Source organism: Gottfriedia acidiceleris (genome assembly GCF_002128425.1).
Lineage (GTDB): Bacteria > Bacillota > Bacilli > Bacillales > Bacillaceae_G > Gottfriedia > Gottfriedia acidiceleris.
Map to the genome: position 1 here is coordinate 305,773 of NZ_NESS01000001.1, position 19,073 is coordinate 324,845.

Here is a 19,073-nt window from a genome sequence, read left to right on the forward strand (position 1 = left end):
TTTGCCAATCGTGTCGTTCAATTAACGAATTCGTTAGTTGCAGAATCCATTACTTTATAGCAATGTAAATTTCAATCTCTCCGTTAAGATCGATTGCTAATTTCAACAGTCCTCACCCTTTCAGAATCCCATTCTTTAATGATTTCATAAATATATTTATATACATTCTTCGTATCATACATAAAATCGGTAAATTTTACCAATTTTCACTTTAAGTAATTCCATATATTTACTGAGTATTCCTGCCTAATAAAAATTGCCACAAATGTGAACAAGGAAATCTTAGTTAGAAGTTGAATTTATAAAATTAAAAGTAATATAGGAGAATAAAAAATGAGTGATAAATTCAAGAAAATAATAGATTGGGTCGAGGATATAAAAGTAAGAAATCAAAGTTCGGCTTCAGCTTTAATAATTATGAAAGATAATAATATCGTACTTGAAAATTATAATGGGTTTCACAGTAATACTGATCTTTCTAAACCAGTATCTGCAACATCTCAGTTTAATGTTGCTTCTGCAAGAAAAAGTTATTTAGGATTAGCAGTTGCATTTGCGCTATACGAAGGTAAAATTAAAAACCTTGATGATTTTGCTATTGAATATTTTGATGATTTTGATGAAGAATTACTAGGAAAAACAACTATTAGACATTTAGTTACACATTCACATGGTTTAAGTGAGACTGATGAAGGATCTATTTTTAGAGAATTTGAACCAGGTCAAGGGTGGGCTTATAGAGGAATTAACGTATTAATGATGACAAATTTAATAAAAAAACTTTATGGCAAAAGCTTTCCAGAATTATTAAAAGAAAGAGTCTTTACACCACTAGGATTTAAGGAAACAAGTTGGGAAACAAGAGGAAATAAGAATTTAGTAAAAGTAATTGATAATCCTAACAAAGAAGCTATATTTAAATTAGGAGATTCAAAGGATGGTTCCGAGTCTAACCTTCATGTTTCCACTAGAGAATTTACATTCTGGGGTAATCTTCATTTGAACAAAGGAAAAATAAATGGAAAGCAAATAGTCCCTACAGAAGTTATTGAAATAGCTACTCAAGTTCAAAATCTTAATTATAAAAATCAAGATTTACCACAAAATGGGTTATTTTGGTATGTTCAAGATACATCAAGCAAAAATAGCGAGATTGGTGATAGAGTACCACAAGGATCTTATCAAATTTTAGGTATAACAGGTCCAACTGTTCTAGTAATTCCTAAATATAATGTGGTTGTTGCTAAAATGTATAACAAAAAATATAACTATGGTGGAGATAATTACCTCTATTATTTAAGGGAATTTAGTAATTTGATAGTTGATACAATTGCGGAATAGTACAAAATTATGAACTAACTCATGTTTAGTTGTACAAGATGAACAAAAAAATCCTTCCAAAATGGAAGGATTTTTTTAAGTTACTTTAATCCATGAAAGTCATATTTCATAAAGAACTTGACTGCCAAATCGGCAGTCTTTTCTATTTGAGATCCAGTTTATTTTTTTGCACAAAGTCTTTCATATACACTCTTTTTTGTCTTTCAAGCATAACTGCCATTTGTTCTGTCCATCGGTCTTTTCTTTTACCGCCGGTTCTTTGTTCATAATAACTTGAAACTACTTCATCGAACTCTTTTAATTGCTTTACATAGACTTCTTTATCTTGCTGATATTCGTTCTCATGGTAAATATGTTCGTACGGTAATCTCGGTTTACGGTCTGTAATTTTTTTCGGATATCCCACTGCAATCCCAAACAAAGGTAAAACTCGCTCAGGCGTTTTTAACAATGTTTTCACTTCTTCAAGGTTATTTCGGATTCCTCCAATATAACAAATTCCCAGCCCCATAGATTCTGCTGCAATTACAGCATTTTGTGCGGCTAAAGATGCATCAATCAATGCAACCATAAAATTTTCAGTGCTTTCTATTGATGGAAGGACACTTTTCATTTCATTTTCTCCTATAACGGAATGGCGGTAGAGATCAGCGCAAAATACGAAAAAATGACCATTTTTCTCAACATACTCCTGGTTACCAGCTAGCTCGGCTAACTTTTTCTTACGAAGTTTATCTTTTACACCGATGATTGAGTATGCTTGCATATAACTAGAAGTTGCGGCTGATTGAGCACAGGAAACAATCGTTTTTATTTGTTCATCCGATAGAGACTTATCCTCAAAATCACGGATAGAACGGTGTTCAAGTATAATCGATATTACATCATTCATGGAATAATACTTCCTTTCTGAATTGCAATGTATATTAGGCTCACCTCTTTTATATCAGTAACTTTTTTCTAATATTTACTGATATAAAAGAGAAGTATCTATGTAGATTTGTTGGTTTGTGCAAAGACACTGTTTACTGCGATTAATAAGATTAAAACAGTAATAAGTAGCACTCTACTAATAATTATCATAATTAATCTGTCCCAAACAACATTTTTTAATAATTGATGGGTACTTAATTGAGAGATTGTGAAGAAATGTATTTACACTTAAGCATGCGTGAGTTCAATAAGCATCTTTCAATTTTATAGTTGTATTCCTAATTGTTAATTTTGCTTAAGTTTTTTCTCATTAACTTTATTTTCAATTAAATCCCAAATGATCTTGGTTAGTATAAAAATAGGAAAAAATTGAAATGACATAATTTTTAATTCTACCTTTCTGCCTTTCGTTTTCGTTTCTTCAATAGGAAGCTCAATCTATATTTAGATCTAATGAATTATAAAAAAATCCTCTTCTTATTCTACTAATCAGCCATTTACTTGAAAAAGAAAAAAGCTCTACCGGAGCAGCTTAAAGGTTGTTCAAATCATCAATTTACTTTAACAGAGTTAAAAATAAAAAAACTAATACAAGAAAAAAGCCCCTACAAAATTGGGACTTTTTTTACTCATCTTTTGCAACTCCACCAACGGACCAATTTTCTTTTTGGAGTTCGTTTATTAAGATTCTTACTTGTGTTGGCTGAACATCCAATGTACGACAAACAACTTCATTAATTTCTCTCATTAATTGTTTTTTTAATTCTGGACTTCTACCTTCTATTAATTGAACTTGGATGATTGGCATTTTGTATTACCTCGTTACTTGTAATGACATTGTCTCGATTCCATCAAAACGTGCTTCTACCGTATCTCCTTCTTCAACATGGATCGCTTCGGTAATACCACCAGTTAAGATAATCATTCCTGGTTCAATTTGTTCACCGTTTTTACTTAGCATCTGCACTAACTTTACGACAGATTCTACAGGATGATCTAGTACATCAGAGCTTACACCACTTTGTACTTTTACGCCATTTTTATATAATTCAACATTAATTTCATCCCAAGCAGTATATGTAGGTGAATATTGTTGTTTACCAATGATAAATTTTGATGAAGATGCATTATCTGCTACTACATCTGTTAGTGTAAATGAGAAGTTTTTATATCGACTATCGATGACTTCTAATGCTGTTACAATATACTCTGTTGCATCCCATACATCTTTTGCTGTTACATCTTGTCCGAATAATGGCTTGTTTATCATAAATGCGATTTCTGGTTCAACCCTCGGGTGGATTGATCCTTCCATCTTTAATTCATTTTCTTCTAATTCCATCGATTTTGTTAAGCGTCCATAAATCGGCTCTTCAACATTAACAGATTTTTGTTTAGCAATACTTGTTAATCCCATTTTCCAACCAATTAATGGATCACCATTTTTAATCGCATGATCAATGCTTAATTTTTGAATTTCATAAGCATTATTAACGTTTAATTCTGGATGTTCAATCGTAATTTTATCCATTTCTAGACCGTTTTTTTGGTGCATATATATTTTATTTGCGATTTCTGTCATCATAATTTTCGTTCGTCTCCTCTCAAAAAACAGACAATTTTTTATTTGCTAACATACAAGCAACTTCTTGAATCATGTCTTCTTGACCACCGACTACTTTTAGTTTTCCTAATTCAATTAAGATATCTCTTGCATCAACATTCCATTTTTTAGCTGCTCGATTTGCATGTAATAGAAAACTAGAATACACTCCTGCATAGCCTAAAATTAGACTACCTTTTGTAATCTCTTGTGGTGTTTGTAAAATTGGTGCAACAATGTCCTCTGCTAAGTCCATCATTTTATAGAAATCAATTCCTGTCTTAATTCCTAATCGCTCTAATACACCAATTAACACTTCAGTTTGTGTATTTCCCGCACCTGCACCTAAGCATCGTGCACTTCCATCAATTCTTGTAGCTCCTTCTTCAATTGCTACTAGTGTATTTGCCATCGCTAGAGAAAGATTATTATGTGCATGGAATCCAACCTCAATATTAAGAGACTGACGTAAAGCAGCAATACGTTCTTTTACTTCATGGGGAAGAAACGCTCCTGCAGAGTCAACCATATATACGACATCCGCACCATAGCTTTCCATCAATTTGGCTTGTTCTACTAATTTTTCAACTGGTGCCATATGGGACATCATTAAAAATCCGACAGTTTCTAATCCAAGCTCTTTGGACATAGAAATATGTTGTTTCGAAACATCAGCTTCAGTAACATGTGTAGCTATACGAGCCATTTTTGCTCCGATATTTGCTGCCGTTTTCAATTCTTTCACCGTTCCAATTCCAGGTAATAGTAAAACAGCAATCTTTGAATGATTACATGAATTTACCGCTGCTTCGATCAATTCAAATTCATTTGTTGTTGATAAACCATATTGTAATGAAGAACCACCTAATCCATCTCCATGTGATACTTCAATAAAAGGCATTTTTGCATCATCAAGTGCCTTTGCAATTCGAACGACTTGATCTACTGTATATGAATGGGCAATTGCATGGCTTCCATCTCGAAGTGCTACTTCTGTTACAATGACATTTTTATCAATCATTCCACTCCCTCACTTTCTTTAAACTGTTTTTACCACTTCATATTGCGCAATCTCTTCTGCTACTTTTACTGCTGATGCAGTCATTATATCTAAGTTCCCTGCATAGCTAGGTAAGTAGTCACCAGACCCTTGAACTTCTAAATAAACTGTTACAGTTGAACCATCTATAATTGGATCCATTCTTAAACGATATCCCGGAACATACTCTTGAACCTTTTTCACCATTTGTTTAACAGATTGGACCATGCTTTCATGATTAAAATCTTCATTCGTAACCTTACAATAAACTGTATCTCTCATCATAATTGGTGGTTCTGCTGGATTTAAAATAATGATAGCTTTTCCTTTTTTAGCTCCACCAATCTCTTCAAGTCCTCGAGCCGTTGTGACAGTAAACTCATCGATATTAGCACGTGTACCAGGACCAGCACTTTTTGAGCTGATTGTTGCAACGATTTCTGCGTAGTCAACTTCTGCAATTTGACAAATTGAATGAACAATCGGTATTGTTGCTTGCCCTCCACAAGTTATTAAATTGACATTTTCTTCTACTATATGTGAACCTAAATTTACTGGGGGTACAACAAATGGCCCAATTGCAGCCGGCGTTAAATCGATGACGCGCTTCTTTAATTCCCCAAGTACTTTTGCATGATGAAAATGAGCTTTTGCAGAAGTTGCATCAAACAATAGATCAGCCAGTTCATTTCGTTCAATGAATCCCCTAATACCATTATCGATTACTTCTATTCCCAATTCCTTTGCACGGTTTAACCCATCCGATTCTGGATCAATTCCAATCATCGTTGTTAATTCTAGAAATGGATTATTTTGTAATTTCATCATTAAATCTGTTCCAATATTCCCCGAACCAATGATTCCGACTTTTAACTTATTCATATATTCACCTCGTTTATTTAAATGAAATCGAGACTTCACCTAATAATGGAAATTTCGCCGTAAACAGATCACCTGCATTTGCATTAATTGCAGCTGATAAAGCTCCTGATAAAATAATTTCTCCTGCATTTAGTGAGATGCCAAATTCACTTAATTTATTGGCTAACCATGCTACACAATGAATTGGGTTTCCTAACACTGCTTCTCCCTTACCTGAATTCATCAATTCTTCGTTACGATACAATTCCATCGTAACATTCGGTAAGTCGATTTCCTTTACATCGAAACGTTCATTACCAAGTACAAATAAACATGATGAAGCGTTATCGGCTACTGTATCCTCTAATCGAATTTTCCAATTTTCGATTCTACTATCAACTACCTCCAATGCAGGTACAATATAATCAGTTGCATTAACTACATCTTCAAATGTAATATTTGGACCGATTAAATCCTTTTTTAAGACAAATGCAATTTCAGCTTCTACTTTTGGTAAGATCATATTTGCAACTGGAACTTCACCGAAATTAGGGATATTCATATCTGTAAGTAAGTGACCGTAATCTGGTTCATCTACTCCTAATAGCTCCTGCATGGCAATCGAAGTTAATCCAATTTTTTTACCGATAATTTTCTGCCCTTTTTTCAATTTTTCTTCGACATTTGTTAATTGAATTTGATAAGCTTGCCTCTCAGTTAATCCAGGGTAAATCTCAGTCAAAGCTTTTATACTAATTCCACTCTCCTCTGCTTCTTGTAGCAGTATTGTTAGCTCGTCTACACTAGTAATCTTCACATTCTTTGGCCCCTTTTTAATTTTTATAATTTAATCGTTATATTCGATAATTCACTATAAAACTCAAAGCTATGAATTCCACCTTCACGACCTAAACCGCTTTGCTTCATTCCTCCAAATGGTGTACGTAAATCTCTTAAATACCAAGTATTTACCCAAATAATTCCTGCTTCAATTTGATGAGCAACACGATGTGCTCTTCGCAAATCATTTGTCCAAATTGTAGCTCCTAAACCATAATGTGTATCATTTGCCCATTCAATCACTTCTTCTTCCGAATCAAAAGGCATAACTGTTACGACTGGACCAAATATTTCTTCTCTTACACATCTAGAGTCACGATTTAATCCAGTAATGATTGTCGGTGAGATAAAGCATCCTTTTTCAATTGATGCTGGTCTATTACCGCCAGTTAAAATAGTTCCGCCTTCTTCTTTGGCGATCTCGATATAAGATAATACTTTTTCATAATGTTCCTTACTAATAACCGCACCAACTTTTGTGCCTTCTTCAAACGGATCACCAATTTTTAATTCATTTGTTTTCGCAACAAATTTTTCAATAAATTCATCAAAGATTGATCTTTGAACGTAAATACGAGATCCACATAAACAAACCTCTCCTTGATTCATAAACGATGATTTTAAAGTTGTTTCAATCACTTCATCTAAATCAGAATCTGCAAAAATAATGTTTGGATTTTTCCCACCAAGCTCAAACGATAATTTTTTTAACGTTGGAGCTGCTGCCTTCATAATTGCTGAACCTGTTTTTGTTTCACCAGTAAATGTGATGGCATCTACATCACTGTGCTCTGTTAAAGCTGAACCTGCCGCGTTTGCTCCAAATCCGTGTACAACATTTACAACTCCGTCAGGTACGCCTGCATCTTTACAAATTTCAGCTAAAACTGTAGCTGTCATTGGTGTCCATTCTGCTGGTTTCATAACTGCTGTATTTCCAGCCGCTAAACATGGTGCAAGCTTCCATGTTAATAGTAATAAAGGCAGATTCCATGGGTTTATCATTCCGACTACACCAACTGGCCTACGATATGTATAATGTAAGGCAGTTTGATCTTGCATATGAGACTCAGAGCTTAAAGTTGTAATATAATCAGCAAAAAAATAAAAATTATGAGCCGATCTAGTAATATCAACTTCTAAAGCAAGATCATATGGCTTTCCAGTATCCATTGCTTCTAAAGTCGCTAATTCTTCTTTTCGTGCTAGAATTCCGTCGCCGATTTTTCTTAATACTGCTGCCCTTTGATTGCTAGTAAACTGTTTCCACTCACCTTTTAACGCTCGTTTTGCTGCTCTCACCGCTAAATCAATTTCTAACTTGCCTCCTTCAGATACAGAACCTAACACTTCTTCGGTTGCTGGATTAATATTTAAAAATGTTTTTTGATTAAAAGAAGGAATGTATTGTCCATCAATAAAGTGCTTACAATCGATCGGTAATGTTTTATTTTTCTTCTCAGTAACTTGCATAATAGGCACCTACCATTCTAATAGAATAAAAGGTGACACGAGTGTCACCAAATTTTTCAATCCTCTATTTCTACAACCATTTCAATTTCGATCGCTGTGTTATGTGGAAGCTGTGCCATCCCAACAGCTGACCTGGCATGTTTTCCTCTTTCACCAAACACTTCTACTAAAAGGTCCGAAGCTCCATTCATCACTTTCGGATGATCATAGAAATCTTCTGTACTATTTACAAAGCCTAATATTTTTACAATTCGCTTTACTTTCGAAAGCTCCCCTAATTCGTACTTTAATACACTAATTAAATTTAACATTGACTCTCTGGAAGCTGCGTATCCTTCCTCGAGTGTTAACTCTCGTCCAACTTTGCCATGGTATTCGTCTACACCTTGCCCAGATGTAAATAGTAGATTACCAGTACGAACAGACTTTACATAATTACCTGATGCCGGTCTAATTGCTTTAAGTGCATAACCTAAACTTATTAATCTATCTTCTGGAGTCAATACTTTGTTTTCCATGAAGTAAATCTGCCTCCTTAATATTTAAAAATTTCAGGGCATTTTTTCCTAAAATAGCCTCTTTCATTTCTTTGTTAATATCCATTTGATTAATGACTCTTCCAGGTGGCGTTTCTCTTAATAAGAAAGGATAATCCGAGCCCATCACAATTTTGTCATAGCCGAATCGGTTAATTAAAAATTGAATATTGATTGGATCATAGTGAAGAGAGTCAAAATAGAAATTACTTACATAATGACTTGGTGGATAAGCAGTTTTCCGCAAATGCGGCCATACCTTCCATCCTTGATCTAATCTAGGTAAAATAAACGGGAATGAACCTCCACCATGTGCAAAACAAATCTTTAATTTTGGATATTTTTCAATCACTCCACCAAATGTTAAGCTAGCAGCAGCTAAAGCTGTTTCGCTCGGCATTCCAACTGTGTACATAAAGTTATGATCCGGAGTACGATCCTTTGCTAATGTTTCCCACGGATGAATAAACAATGGGACATTCCATTTTTCAGCCATTTCAAAAAATGGACTAAACTCATCACTGTCTAAATTTGTTCCATTTACATTTGTACCAATTTCAAGTCCACTTAATCCAAGTGTATGAATACAACGATCCATTTCTTGAATGGCTACTTCAGCGTTCTGCATTGGAACTGTCCCTAATCCAATAAACTTGGAAGGATTCTTTTTAACTGTATTTGCTATAAAATCATTTTGAATTTGAGCCATTTCCAATGCAGCTTGAGCTGGTGCCCAATACGAAAATGTAACTGGAATTGGTGACAGCACTTGCATTGTTACATCTTCATTATTCATGTCCTCAATTCTCTTCTCAGGACTCCAAACTTGATCAGTTACTTCCCTAAATACTTTTCCTTTAACCATAATATTGGCCCCACATGAACATGTCGGTTGTAAAATTGGCCATCTTTCATGACCATATTTTTCAAAAAAATTCGGTAAGTCCTCAGGAATTATGTGTGTATGAAAGTCTATACGCATACCCATTCATCCGCTTCCTCTTTCATGACATGACCACAGTTTTTACATGTTCTTAATTCAAGGCTAGCATTGAATTGTTCAATTGCTTCTTTCACTTGCGTACCAATATCCGTTAATTGAACTGTCTTTTTATGCATTTCTTCATTACACTCATCACAGAACCAAACAAAGCTTTCTAATTCACCTTCTGCTCTTTTTCGTTCAAGTACAATTCCATATGAATCTTTTACTCTATGAGGTGAGTGTGGAACAAAAGAAGGCAGCATAAAAACTTCACCTTCTCCAACTGTTACAACTTCACGCTTACCATCTGGCGTAATACACTCAACATAGCAATTGCCTTTAATTTGATAGAAAAATTCATCTGCAGGATCGATATGGAAGTCTCTACGTTTATTTGGTCCTCCAATAATCATTGCAGCATATTCTGAATCTTCCCAAATAACTTTATTATTAACTGGTGGTTTTAATAGCTCTTTATTATCCTCAATCAGTTTGAAAATATTAAAAACTCGACTTTTAAGATCCATCTCTAATCCTCCCATTAATTCATTTTTATTTGAACTTTAGTAAGCGCTATCATTATGCATTAATATAACCAAGCTGATTTGAGACTGTTTTAGCAGTTTTCATAACATCTTGAATCATTCGACAAATGTCTTGGCTCATCATATACGAAACTGGTCCAACCATATTTAATGCTGCAAAAGTTTGGCCAGTATATGTTTGAATTGGAGCTGCAATTCCGAATAATCCTAGATCATTTTCATTGTTGCTAATGCTATAACCATTTTCTCTAATCGCAGTCATTTCTTTTTTTAGTGCATCAATATTTGTAATTGTATTTGTTGTATAAGATTTAAATCCTCTTTCAATTGTTGTTTTTAAATAGGCTGGGTTATATGATAGTAGAATTTTACCTGTACTCGTACAATATGCAGGGCGTTTAGCACCTATAAATGTCGGGACGGGTATCGAATGTTTTGAGGAAACTTTTAAGACAAATCTTACGTCCCCTTTATCGAACATTCCGATATGAACTGTACTATCGTAATTTTTTAGTAGATTTTCTAATAATGGAATCGCTTCACTATATATGTCCTGTTGGTACATAACGTGATTACTCCACTCAAGCAACTTCCAACCAAGTCGATACTTTTTCTTGTTGTCTTGAATTAAAATCCCTTCAGCACAAAGAGTTCGAACTAAATGATGGACTGAGCTTGCATTCATATTTAATTTTTCAGCTATTTCTAAATTACCTAGGACTGGTTCTTCTTCTGTAAAGCAATCTAATATTCTAGAAATCTTTTGAACTGAAGAGATCATTAGATCCCCTCCTCTTTGATGCTAAAAAATTTCATATAATCCCTGCTTTCTAAAATTAATCAGTTAACTTTAGAATTCGCTAGATTAGTCGATACTCCTTTTAAGTTTTTTGCTCCATTTAATGCATCGTCTACCATACTAAATGTTTTCTTACGTTTCATTTGGTTATAGTAAATTGCTCTTTTTCGAATTGGATCACCAGTATAATATCGTTCATACTGAAGTGCTCTTTGTCCAAAAGCTTCTCCACATAAATCCCATGCAAGTTTGAATAATTGAACTCGTTCTAAAGAGGATACACCTTCACGTCCAACATAGTATTTATCCATCGCATCTCTTAACTCTGGATGTTCAAAGTCTGCTTCTGTTGGTGACATTAATAAGCCGCCTGCACCAATTGTTTGTATCACTTCAATTGCTCTTGGGTACATAGTTGGAAGCAATCCACGAATTGTCTCAAGCGGTTCCCATGCCGGTCTTACTTCCCCTGAAGGTAATGTCTCATACTCTGTTTCAGAAACTCGAAGTAAAGCGCGAATTGTTTCAACTGATTGTAATAGTTCACCTAAGTCATTTTGGACATTTAAATAAACATCTACTCCAATTGAATCAGCTAACTTACAAGCTACCTCTACTGCAAAAGCTAATTTTACATAGCCTCTCACGCCAGACTGATGAGCAGGCTGTTGTGCAATACCTGTTTTTGGATACAGATTATTTGCAGCTTCAACATTATTATGAATAAATACACGATTCCAAGGAATTAACACATCTTCAAATACAAGAACAGCATCCATTTCTTCAAATCTAGATGCTAATGGATGATCAAAGAAGGACCTTTTACCATCTTGCATTTGCTCTCTACATAAAATTTTTAATCCTGGCGTGTCAATTGGAAGTGCAAATGCTAAAGCATATCGCTCATCACCTTGGTGGAATCCAGGAAATGAATAAATAATGACTTCATCTGTAATTGGTGCTAATGTTGCAAGCATTTTAGCCCCTCTAACTACTAATCCATCAACCGTTTCTTCAACAGCACCTAAATGTGTAAATAGATCTTTTTGTTCATAAGATGGCTTGCTACGATCATTTTGTGGGTTAATAATTGCGTGAGTTAAGAAGATGTCGTTATCACGAACAAATTTGAAATAATTTTGGACATTTTTTGACCACTCTGGATTATATTTATCTAAAAACCACGAATTACTAGCCATTGAAGTTAAGACAATGTTCAAGAAATCTGGTGTTCTTCCCATTAAACCAAATGTTGACTTTGCATATGCTTCGAACAGATCTCCACGCTTTTTAATATCTTCAGATGACTTAGGCACTAAAAATGCATTAGAAATTCGCTCACCAGTTTCTTCACAAATATGTGTGATTTTGTCTTGATAAGCTGGATCGAACTGCATATCATATAATTTTGCAATCTCTAGAATAGGTTGTTTAAAAACTGGATGGTTTACGATATCTTCTACTTTTTCTCCACCTAGCCATACCTCTGGCTTTCTAGATCTTAGTCCATCAATATATTGCGCTCCTGTACGAATACCCATTTAATAATTCCTCCACTCCGATATGTAATTTTTTTAACATTTGTTTTTTAAATCGAATTCGGAAATTTTTTAAAGCGCTTTCATAAAAGTCAATTTCACTATTTTAAATTCTTTGCACCACCTACTACTATTTATTTAAGTTAATTTCACTATAAAAAATTATAAAATTTTGAACAATCAAATAATTTCACAATATGAAATCCCTTATAAAAAAATGATTTAAATTTATTTTTTTACGTGCAAAAAAAATAAGACGCCAATAAGCGTCTTATTATTTAAAGTCCTTCCAAGAAATATTACTTTCGTTTAATAACTCTTCAAATGTTTTATTTTTCTCACGTAATCTCTTTTCTTCACGAATACATGCTTCTTCTTCTTCTTTTTGCTTCGTTTCATTTTCTTGCAATTGTTTTTTTGTATTTTTTAATTTTTGAAGAACTTCTTCATTCATTAATGATCCTAATGATATTTTTTCTTTCTGTTCGTACGTCGGTTTTACAGGTTGCTGTGGCTTTCTTTTTTTCATTTTATATCACCTTCCATTTCCATTATTTTAACATGAATTTATAGTAGAAAGAGAAGTATTTCAACTTTGCTTTTATTATAAAACTACTATTTACCTTTCTTGAAATAAAACAATAGGATGCCGCAGCATCCTATTATTGATTTTATATTAAATTAAAAATCTGCATTACCAGGAGTACGAGGGAATGGTATTACATCACGAATGTTCTTCATTCCTGTTAAATACATAACAAGTCGTTCAAATCCAATTCCATAACCAGAATGCTTTGTACCGCCGTATTTTCTAAGCTCCAAATACCACCAGTAATCTTCTTCATTCATACCAAGTTCTTTAATTCGCTCTACAAGGACGTCTTCTCGTTCTTCACGTTGACTTCCCCCGATTAACTCGCCAATTCCAGGAACTAGTAAGTCTGTCGCAGCTACTGTCTTGCCATCCTCATTCGCTCTCATATAAAATGCTTTAATTTCTTTTGGATAGTCAGTTACGTATACAGGACGCTTGTAAATTTCCTCACTTAGGTATCGTTCATGTTCAGTTTGCAAATCCGTTCCCCATTCAACTGGGTATTCAAATTTCTTACCAGAGTTCTGTAATAATTCAACTGCCTCGGTATAAGTAACTCGACCAAAGTCTGATTCTAATGCATTCTTTAATCGATCAATAAGAGTTTTATCAATAAAGCTATTAAAGAATTCCATTTCTTCAGGTGCTTGTTCAAATATGTAATTAATAACATATTTGATCATATCTTCACCAAGGTCCATGATATCCGGTAATTCTGCAAAAGCAACTTCTGGCTCGACCATCCAAAATTCAGCGGCATGTCGTGCAGTATTTGAATTTTCTGCTCTAAATGTCGGACCAAATGTATACACATTACGGAACGCAAGAGCGTAAGCTTCTCCATTTAATTGGCCACTTACTGTTAAGTTAGATTCTTTACCGAAGAAATCTGCACTTTCATCTACTTTTCCGTCTTCGTTTTTTGGAAGTTGGTTTAAATCCATTGTTGTTACACGGAACATTTCTCCTGCGCCTTCTGTATCACTTCCTGTGATAATCGGTGTATGTACATATACAAAACCTTTTTCTTGGAAGAATTTATGAATGGCATATGATGCAAGAGATCTTACTCTGAAAACAGCTGAGTAGGCATTAGTTCTTGGACGTAAATGAGCGATTGTTCTTAAATATTCAAGAGAATGTCTCTTTTTTTGTAATGGAAAATCTGTATCTGATAGTCCTTCAATAACAATTTTTGTCGCTTTAATTTCAAAAGGTTGTTTCATTTCCGGAGTTGGAATAAATTCACCTTCTATTAAAACAGTAGAGCTAATAGGTAACTTCGTAATTTCTTTGAAGTTATCAAGATTGTCCTCAAAAACTACTTGTACACTCTTAAAAAATGTACCGTCGTTTAACTCCATAAAGCCAATCGTTTTAGAATCGCGAAGAGTGCGAATCCATCCTGAAATTTGAACAGTTTTGTCTTTAAAATTTTCTTGATTTCTGTATAAATCTTTTACTACAGTCTTGATCATAATTAGCCTCCTTATGTTAATTTTCCAATAAAAAAAGCCTTCTATCCCTATAAAAGGGACGAAAGGCTAACTTCCGCGGTACCACCCAAATTGTCAAAATATGACCAACTTTAAAGCTAATATTGCTTATCCCAGTTAATAACGTGCTGGTAACGTCTAAGCCTACTTAAGTTATCCCTTTCGGTTAGAACTCAAAGGTGTTCTTCATTCATGCTTCATCACTAGGCTTCCACCGTCCCTAGCTCGCTATCGAGTATAGCAAAAACTACTTTCCTTTTCATCGATTTAAAATATGTAGTTTTTAAAGGAATTTTTCTTGTATAATTTATCATAAATCATAATCTTTTGTCTAGTTGTCCCTAAAAATATATTCATTGGAATCTTTATTTTCAAACACCTTAACTCAATTAAATCTATTTGATTCACTACAATTTCCACTTGAGCTTTTACAAACTCATTCCTAACCTGCTCAATTTAAAAAATGATTGACCAATTAGTCCATCATTTTTTACAACTACCTAACTATTAAAACTACCTAAGATCATAAAATCTACAAGAACTCCACTAACGGGATTTTCTAAAACCTAATACACTAATTCCTAGTACGGATACACCACTACTATTCGTTACATTAGCAGATACATATTTTTCAGTAACATTCTTCTCTCGCATTTGCACTCTCAGTCTTGCATTTATATTAAGGGTTGTAGAATATACGCTTGCCACTGCATAGTCGATCGCTGTTAACAATGGATTACCCGTGGCTAACCCTTTGTCTGTAAAATATAGTGTCGCTTCACCATTTACGTCCTGATTGTCCAATACATTACTCTATGAATAGTTCTTTTGTTTGTTACTTTTATATACCTTGATAATTTTTTAAACACAAAAAAGAGTTTACTTACATAAGTAAAACTCTTAATTAAAAATGTATTATTCATATATTATAAACTGTTTTCTTTCTTCTTCAGAAAGGTCTTTAGGTTCTAATCCTCTTTCATTACAATATTTAAACAATGCCTTAACTTTTATTCTAGGTTCATTTTTATAACTCGGTTCTACATAAACTCCATCAGGGAATCCTTTTTCAAACTTATCAATTTTCAAATTAAATATCATTTAATCAATTCTCTTTCAATATTGATAGTGATATTGAAATTATATCATAGGCAGGTTATTTTGTTTGTGAACAAAAAGCGACAAAGTTAAGAAGGTTTTCTTAGAATTTTCTTTGCATTTTAGCAAATTAATTGATTTAATTGTCAAAATCCATTTACAAAATTTTCTTTTTCCTATGATACACTTTACTAAAAAGGAGGGCTTATATTATGGCTGGAGCAGAAGAATTGTTAAAGGATAAATTTGTTTGTTCGAAATGTAAACATACACACGCTAAAACTAAAGAAGTATCAATGTCTGGTTCAGGTTTAAGTAAGTTACTAGATATTGACTATAATCATTTTTTATTTGTTTCTTGTTTAAATTGTGGTTTTGTTGAGATTTATAATCCTTCAATCTTAGAAGGAAAAACCCGTGGTGAGTTAACTACTATTCTTGATATTCTTTTTGGATAAGTGAGTGATGGTCCTAATATGATGATTTGGCTTGTTATAGCAGTACTTTTTCTCATTTATTTTATTGGAGTTGGCTACTATTTTACCCAGCAAGTTTTGTTTATGAAAACAAATTCACTTGAGTTTATTTATCAGCGCGAGTTGGAAAATTTCAGATTTGATGAAGGAATGTATCGTTCTGTTCAAAAACAACCCTTTTCTGTTCAATCTCGTTATGAGTATGAATTAAAGGGATACTTGTTCGAGGCCTTTGATACAAATAATTGGGTCATTATTACACATGGTGTAACAGTTAATAAGAATAACTCAATTAAATATGCTGAGCTATTTTTAAAGCTTGGCTTTAATGTACTTACTTATGATCATAGGCGACATGGGGAATCAGGTGGACATACAACTAGCTATGGATATTATGAGAAATATGACTTACAAACTGTTGTTCAATATTTAAAGGATTTAAAAGGGGAGATTGTTCTTGGCATTCATGGGGAGTCAATGGGAGCTTGTACAATGCTTCAATACGCTGGTTTTGTTGAGGATTCTGCAGATTTTTATATTTCAGACTGCGCGTTCTCTACATTTGGGGAACAACTTACATATCGTTTGAAAGTGGATTATAAACTTCCCAAATGGGCAATCCTTCCAGTTTCTAGCATTTGGTTAAAGCTTCGGAATGGATTTTTCATTAAGGATATTTCCCCTTTAATAGCAGCACATAATATTAAAAATCCCGTTTTATTTGTTCATAGTAAATTAGACACTTATATTCCATTTACACATACACTTAAATTATTTCAAGCAAAAAATCAAAATGAGCGAGAACTATTCATTGCCGAAAATGGTGCACACGCTATGAGTTTGAATGAAAACAAAGATGAATACTATTCAATTGTTTCATCTTTTTTAAATAATATTGGCATTGAACACAATTCATTATAAAAACTGGACAGAGCGTTTCCTCTGTCCAGTTTTAGTTCTTAAAGAGATGCCTCTAAAATTTTTAATGCATCTTCTTGATCTAATTTTTTAAAGTTACCAAATGGACCATATTTAACCGTTTTAGCAGCCATTTCAGGTAGTTGTTCTTTTGTAATACCGTACTCACTTAAACGACTTGGCGCACCTAATGCGTTCCAGAATGTACGTAAAGCTTTAATACCAGCTAGTGCCCATTCTTCTTTTGACATTGATTCTTGTCTAATGTCAAATACTCTCTCTGCAAATTGACAGAAACGATCAACATTTTCGCTCATTACATATTCCATCCAATGAGGGAAAATAATTGCTAATCCTCCGCCGTGTGGAATATCTGTTACTGCAGAAACTGCATGCTCAATATTGTGTGTAGCCCAATCACCTTGGACACCCATACTTAAGATTCCATTTAATGCCATCGTTCCACTATATAATAGTGTTTCACGCGCTTCATATTGATCCAAATTCTCTACTGCCATCGGAGCAGTTTCAATAACTGTTTTTAAAATTCCTTCACAGAAACGATCTTGAATTTTTGTATTCGTTCCATGGTGGAAATATGATTCAATAACATGTGACATAATATCCACTGATCCATAAATTGTTTGATCACGAGGAACTGTAAATGTATTTTGAGGATCTAAAATTGAAAACGTTGGGTAACTGAATTTACTTCCCCAACCTAATTTTTCATTTGTTTCCCAATTTGTAATAACTGACCCAGCGTTCATTTCTGAACCAGTTGCTGCAAGCGTTAATACTGTTCCAAATTTTAAAGCATCCGTTGGAACTGCTTTACGAGTAATAACATCCCAAATCTCGCCATCAAATTTCGCTCCAACAGCAATAGCTTTTGTGCAATCGATTACCGATCCACCACCAACTGCTAAAACAAAGTCAATTTTTTCGTCTTTACATATTTGTATACCTTTATGAACAGTTGATAATTTAGGATTTGGTTCAACTCCACTAAGTTCATAAATCGTTTTGTCGGTTTCTTTAAGAATATCTACTATTTGATCATATAGGCCATTCCTTTTAATACTTCCACCACCATATACAACTAAAACATTCTTTCCAAAGTTAGCAGCCTTTTCTTTTAACTTTTGTACACTATCTTTACCAAATATTAATTCTGTTGGATTTGCAAATGTAAAAAAATTCATATGTAGCCCTCCTTTTGTTCAAGCTTAATTTTAACTTAAACAATCGAAAGGATGCATCTTAAACGACTTTTGTTTCGAATATTTTTTTATTTATTGGGAACACTAAATAATCGTATGAATGATTCATTATAAATCTAACTTTCTCATATTTAAATCCTACTTTTTCATATAATCGGCGAGCAGAAGGTTTGTCTTGATCAACATTTAATGAAACTCGTGCAATCCCCTTGTTTTTGGCAAAAGAAAGTAATCCTTCTAATAATTCAGTACCAATTCCTTTGCCTTGATAACCTGGATGCACTGACAATGTATCAATATAAAAATCTTCATCATCTGCTTCCTTATCTACTTTAACATTTTGGATATTTAAATTACGACTTATTATTTCAAGCATTTCACGATCAAGTACTGATAATTCCAAGGAATGGTAGGCTATAATCACCCCTACTACTTTCCCATCCATTTCTTTAACTAAACAATTATGGTAACTTAGTCTATTTTGTTCAGATTGAACATAATATTCTAAAATTGGAGTTGCTTGTTCATATGATGATGTCCCTGTTAACATAAATACAATATCTTCAATCGCTTGTACAATTAGAGGGACAATTTCTTTTGCATCTTCTCTTTTTGCTAATCGAATCATGAATTGTCACTCCTTAACTTAAATTTTTCTTAGTTATTTTTAATATTTTTTAGTAAAAAAAACAACCTTACTATTTTACACTAAATCCATGTTAATTTCATGTAAAAAATTAATATTAAATTAAAATTCCCCTTTCAATTTAATAT

General features: G+C 33.5%; 21 protein-coding genes and 1 other annotated feature. Of the genes, 3 read left to right on the top strand and 18 right to left on the bottom strand.

Translation table 11 applies throughout. From position 1 onward, the window contains the following. Nucleotides 1-333: 333 nt before the first annotated feature. Complete coding sequence (locus B6K90_RS01580) at nt 334-1,341, top strand: serine hydrolase domain-containing protein (protein WP_088010786.1); 1,008 nt, start codon at nt 334-336, stop codon at nt 1,339-1,341. Nucleotides 1,342-1,483: 142 nt separating this feature from the next. Here B6K90_RS01580 and nfsA read toward each other — a convergent pair whose 3' ends face one another. The 16 genes from nfsA to B6K90_RS01660 form a co-directional block, all read right to left on the bottom strand. Next, complete coding sequence (gene nfsA, locus B6K90_RS01585) at nt 1,484-2,233, bottom strand: oxygen-insensitive NADPH nitroreductase (RefSeq protein WP_088010787.1); 750 nt, start codon at nt 2,231-2,233, stop codon at nt 1,484-1,486. Between the two features lie 666 nt (nt 2,234-2,899). Further along, nucleotides 2,900-3,082, bottom strand: a complete 183-nt coding sequence (locus B6K90_RS01590; protein WP_088010788.1) for a 2-hydroxymuconate tautomerase — start codon at nt 3,080-3,082, stop codon at nt 2,900-2,902. Nucleotides 3,083-3,088: 6 nt separating this feature from the next. After that, nucleotides 3,089-3,859 (bottom strand): 2-keto-4-pentenoate hydratase, encoded by a 771-nt coding sequence (locus B6K90_RS01595; protein WP_088010789.1) that lies wholly within the window; start codon nt 3,857-3,859, stop codon nt 3,089-3,091. A 19-nt stretch (nt 3,860-3,878) separates the two neighbouring features. After that, nucleotides 3,879-4,898 carry a 4-hydroxy-2-oxovalerate aldolase gene (gene dmpG, locus B6K90_RS01600; protein WP_170927406.1) on the bottom strand — a complete coding sequence of 340 codons (1,020 nt, stop codon included), beginning with the start codon at nt 4,896-4,898 and terminating at the stop codon, nt 3,879-3,881. A gap of 18 nt (nt 4,899-4,916) precedes the next feature. Then, nucleotides 4,917-5,798: an acetaldehyde dehydrogenase (acetylating) gene (locus tag B6K90_RS01605; RefSeq protein WP_088010790.1), complete on the bottom strand. Its 882-nt coding sequence runs from the start codon at nt 5,796-5,798 to the stop codon at nt 4,917-4,919. A 13-nt stretch (nt 5,799-5,811) separates the two neighbouring features. Continuing rightward, entirely contained in the window at nt 5,812-6,588 is a 777-nt protein-coding gene (locus tag B6K90_RS01610) for a 2-keto-4-pentenoate hydratase (RefSeq protein ID WP_407920487.1), read from the bottom strand. A gap of 29 nt (nt 6,589-6,617) precedes the next feature. Then, nucleotides 6,618-8,090: an aldehyde dehydrogenase gene (locus B6K90_RS01615; RefSeq protein ID WP_088010791.1), complete on the bottom strand. Its 1,473-nt coding sequence runs from the start codon at nt 8,088-8,090 to the stop codon at nt 6,618-6,620. Between the two features lie 56 nt (nt 8,091-8,146). Further along, entirely contained in the window at nt 8,147-8,608 is a 462-nt protein-coding gene (locus B6K90_RS01620; protein WP_056475578.1) for a RidA family protein, read from the bottom strand. Next, the gene (locus tag B6K90_RS01625; RefSeq protein ID WP_170927407.1) at nt 8,577-9,614 is read right to left on the bottom strand and encodes an amidohydrolase family protein; all 1,038 of its coding nucleotides are present in this window, start codon (nt 9,612-9,614) and stop codon (nt 8,577-8,579) included. The genes B6K90_RS01620 and B6K90_RS01625 overlap by 32 nt, the downstream gene beginning before the upstream one ends. Then, nucleotides 9,599-10,138 (bottom strand): 3-hydroxyanthranilate 3,4-dioxygenase, encoded by a 540-nt coding sequence (locus tag B6K90_RS01630; protein ID WP_088010792.1) that lies wholly within the window; start codon nt 10,136-10,138, stop codon nt 9,599-9,601. Before B6K90_RS01630 ends, B6K90_RS01625 begins: the two co-directional genes overlap by 16 nt. Before the next feature lie 52 nt (nt 10,139-10,190). Then, nucleotides 10,191-10,937, bottom strand: a complete 747-nt coding sequence (locus B6K90_RS01635; RefSeq protein WP_088010793.1) for an IclR family transcriptional regulator — start codon at nt 10,935-10,937, stop codon at nt 10,191-10,193. A 59-nt stretch (nt 10,938-10,996) separates the two neighbouring features. Then, nucleotides 10,997-12,496 (bottom strand): 4-hydroxyphenylacetate 3-hydroxylase family protein, encoded by a 1,500-nt coding sequence (locus tag B6K90_RS01640; protein WP_088010794.1) that lies wholly within the window; start codon nt 12,494-12,496, stop codon nt 10,997-10,999. A 271-nt stretch (nt 12,497-12,767) separates the two neighbouring features. After that, nucleotides 12,768-13,022 (bottom strand): YqkE family protein, encoded by a 255-nt coding sequence (locus tag B6K90_RS01645; protein WP_088010795.1) that lies wholly within the window; start codon nt 13,020-13,022, stop codon nt 12,768-12,770. Nucleotides 13,023-13,174: 152 nt separating this feature from the next. Continuing rightward, nucleotides 13,175-14,566, bottom strand: coding sequence for an asparagine--tRNA ligase (asnS, locus tag B6K90_RS01650; protein WP_088010796.1), 1,392 nt, complete (start codon nt 14,564-14,566; stop codon nt 13,175-13,177). A gap of 51 nt (nt 14,567-14,617) precedes the next feature. Next, nucleotides 14,618-14,856 (bottom strand) — a binding site (T-box leader). 274 nt (nt 14,857-15,130) lie between these two features. Next, nucleotides 15,131-15,388, bottom strand: coding sequence for a hypothetical protein (locus B6K90_RS01655; RefSeq protein ID WP_235821684.1), 258 nt, complete (start codon nt 15,386-15,388; stop codon nt 15,131-15,133). A 111-nt stretch (nt 15,389-15,499) separates the two neighbouring features. Next, nucleotides 15,500-15,685, bottom strand: a complete 186-nt coding sequence (locus B6K90_RS01660; RefSeq protein WP_088010797.1) for a hypothetical protein — start codon at nt 15,683-15,685, stop codon at nt 15,500-15,502. 209 nt (nt 15,686-15,894) lie between these two features. Here B6K90_RS01660 and B6K90_RS01665 point away from each other — a divergent pair, with 209 nt between their 5' ends. Both B6K90_RS01665 and B6K90_RS01670 read left to right on the top strand, forming a co-directional pair. After that, nucleotides 15,895-16,140, top strand: a complete 246-nt coding sequence (locus tag B6K90_RS01665; protein WP_088010798.1) for a zinc ribbon domain-containing protein — start codon at nt 15,895-15,897, stop codon at nt 16,138-16,140. A 21-nt stretch (nt 16,141-16,161) separates the two neighbouring features. Further along, a complete protein-coding gene (locus tag B6K90_RS01670; protein ID WP_407920488.1) occupies nt 16,162-17,079 on the top strand; it encodes an alpha/beta hydrolase in 918 nt (305 codons plus the stop codon). 38 nt (nt 17,080-17,117) lie between these two features. Here the strand turns inward: B6K90_RS01670 and B6K90_RS01675 are convergent, their stop codons facing one another. Together B6K90_RS01675 and B6K90_RS01680 are read right to left on the bottom strand one after the other, a co-directional pair. Beyond that, the gene (locus B6K90_RS01675; RefSeq protein ID WP_088010800.1) at nt 17,118-18,281 is read right to left on the bottom strand and encodes an iron-containing alcohol dehydrogenase; all 1,164 of its coding nucleotides are present in this window, start codon (nt 18,279-18,281) and stop codon (nt 17,118-17,120) included. 58 nt (nt 18,282-18,339) lie between these two features. Then, entirely contained in the window at nt 18,340-18,927 is a 588-nt protein-coding gene (locus B6K90_RS01680; RefSeq protein WP_088010801.1) for a GNAT family N-acetyltransferase, read from the bottom strand. Nucleotides 18,928-19,073: the final 146 nt, after the last annotated feature.

Coding starts and splice junctions, on each gene's coding strand:
- B6K90_RS01580 (WP_088010786.1), top strand. CDS start 334: ATGAGTGATAAATTCAAGAAAATAATAGATTGGGTCGAGGATATAAAA.
- nfsA (WP_088010787.1), bottom strand. CDS start 2,233: ATGAATGATGTAATATCGATTATACTTGAACACCGTTCTATCCGTGAT.
- B6K90_RS01590 (WP_088010788.1), bottom strand. CDS start 3,082: ATGCCAATCATCCAAGTTCAATTAATAGAAGGTAGAAGTCCAGAATTA.
- B6K90_RS01595 (WP_088010789.1), bottom strand. CDS start 3,859: ATGATGACAGAAATCGCAAATAAAATATATATGCACCAAAAAAACGGT.
- dmpG (WP_170927406.1), bottom strand. CDS start 4,898: ATGATTGATAAAAATGTCATTGTAACAGAAGTAGCACTTCGAGATGGA.
- B6K90_RS01605 (WP_088010790.1), bottom strand. CDS start 5,798: ATGAATAAGTTAAAAGTCGGAATCATTGGTTCGGGGAATATTGGAACA.
- B6K90_RS01615 (WP_088010791.1), bottom strand. CDS start 8,090: ATGCAAGTTACTGAGAAGAAAAATAAAACATTACCGATCGATTGTAAG.
- B6K90_RS01620 (WP_056475578.1), bottom strand. CDS start 8,608: ATGGAAAACAAAGTATTGACTCCAGAAGATAGATTAATAAGTTTAGGT.
- B6K90_RS01625 (WP_170927407.1), bottom strand. CDS start 9,614: ATGGGTATGCGTATAGACTTTCATACACACATAATTCCTGAGGACTTA.
- B6K90_RS01630 (WP_088010792.1), bottom strand. CDS start 10,138: ATGGATCTTAAAAGTCGAGTTTTTAATATTTTCAAACTGATTGAGGAT.
- B6K90_RS01635 (WP_088010793.1), bottom strand. CDS start 10,937: ATGATCTCTTCAGTTCAAAAGATTTCTAGAATATTAGATTGCTTTACA.
- B6K90_RS01640 (WP_088010794.1), bottom strand. CDS start 12,496: ATGGGTATTCGTACAGGAGCGCAATATATTGATGGACTAAGATCTAGA.
- B6K90_RS01645 (WP_088010795.1), bottom strand. CDS start 13,022: ATGAAAAAAAGAAAGCCACAGCAACCTGTAAAACCGACGTACGAACAG.
- asnS (WP_088010796.1), bottom strand. CDS start 14,566: ATGATCAAGACTGTAGTAAAAGATTTATACAGAAATCAAGAAAATTTT.
- B6K90_RS01660 (WP_088010797.1), bottom strand. CDS start 15,685: ATGATATTTAATTTGAAAATTGATAAGTTTGAAAAAGGATTCCCTGAT.
- B6K90_RS01665 (WP_088010798.1), top strand. CDS start 15,895: ATGGCTGGAGCAGAAGAATTGTTAAAGGATAAATTTGTTTGTTCGAAA.
- B6K90_RS01670 (WP_407920488.1), top strand. CDS start 16,162: ATGATTTGGCTTGTTATAGCAGTACTTTTTCTCATTTATTTTATTGGA.
- B6K90_RS01675 (WP_088010800.1), bottom strand. CDS start 18,281: ATGAATTTTTTTACATTTGCAAATCCAACAGAATTAATATTTGGTAAA.
- B6K90_RS01680 (WP_088010801.1), bottom strand. CDS start 18,927: ATGATTCGATTAGCAAAAAGAGAAGATGCAAAAGAAATTGTCCCTCTA.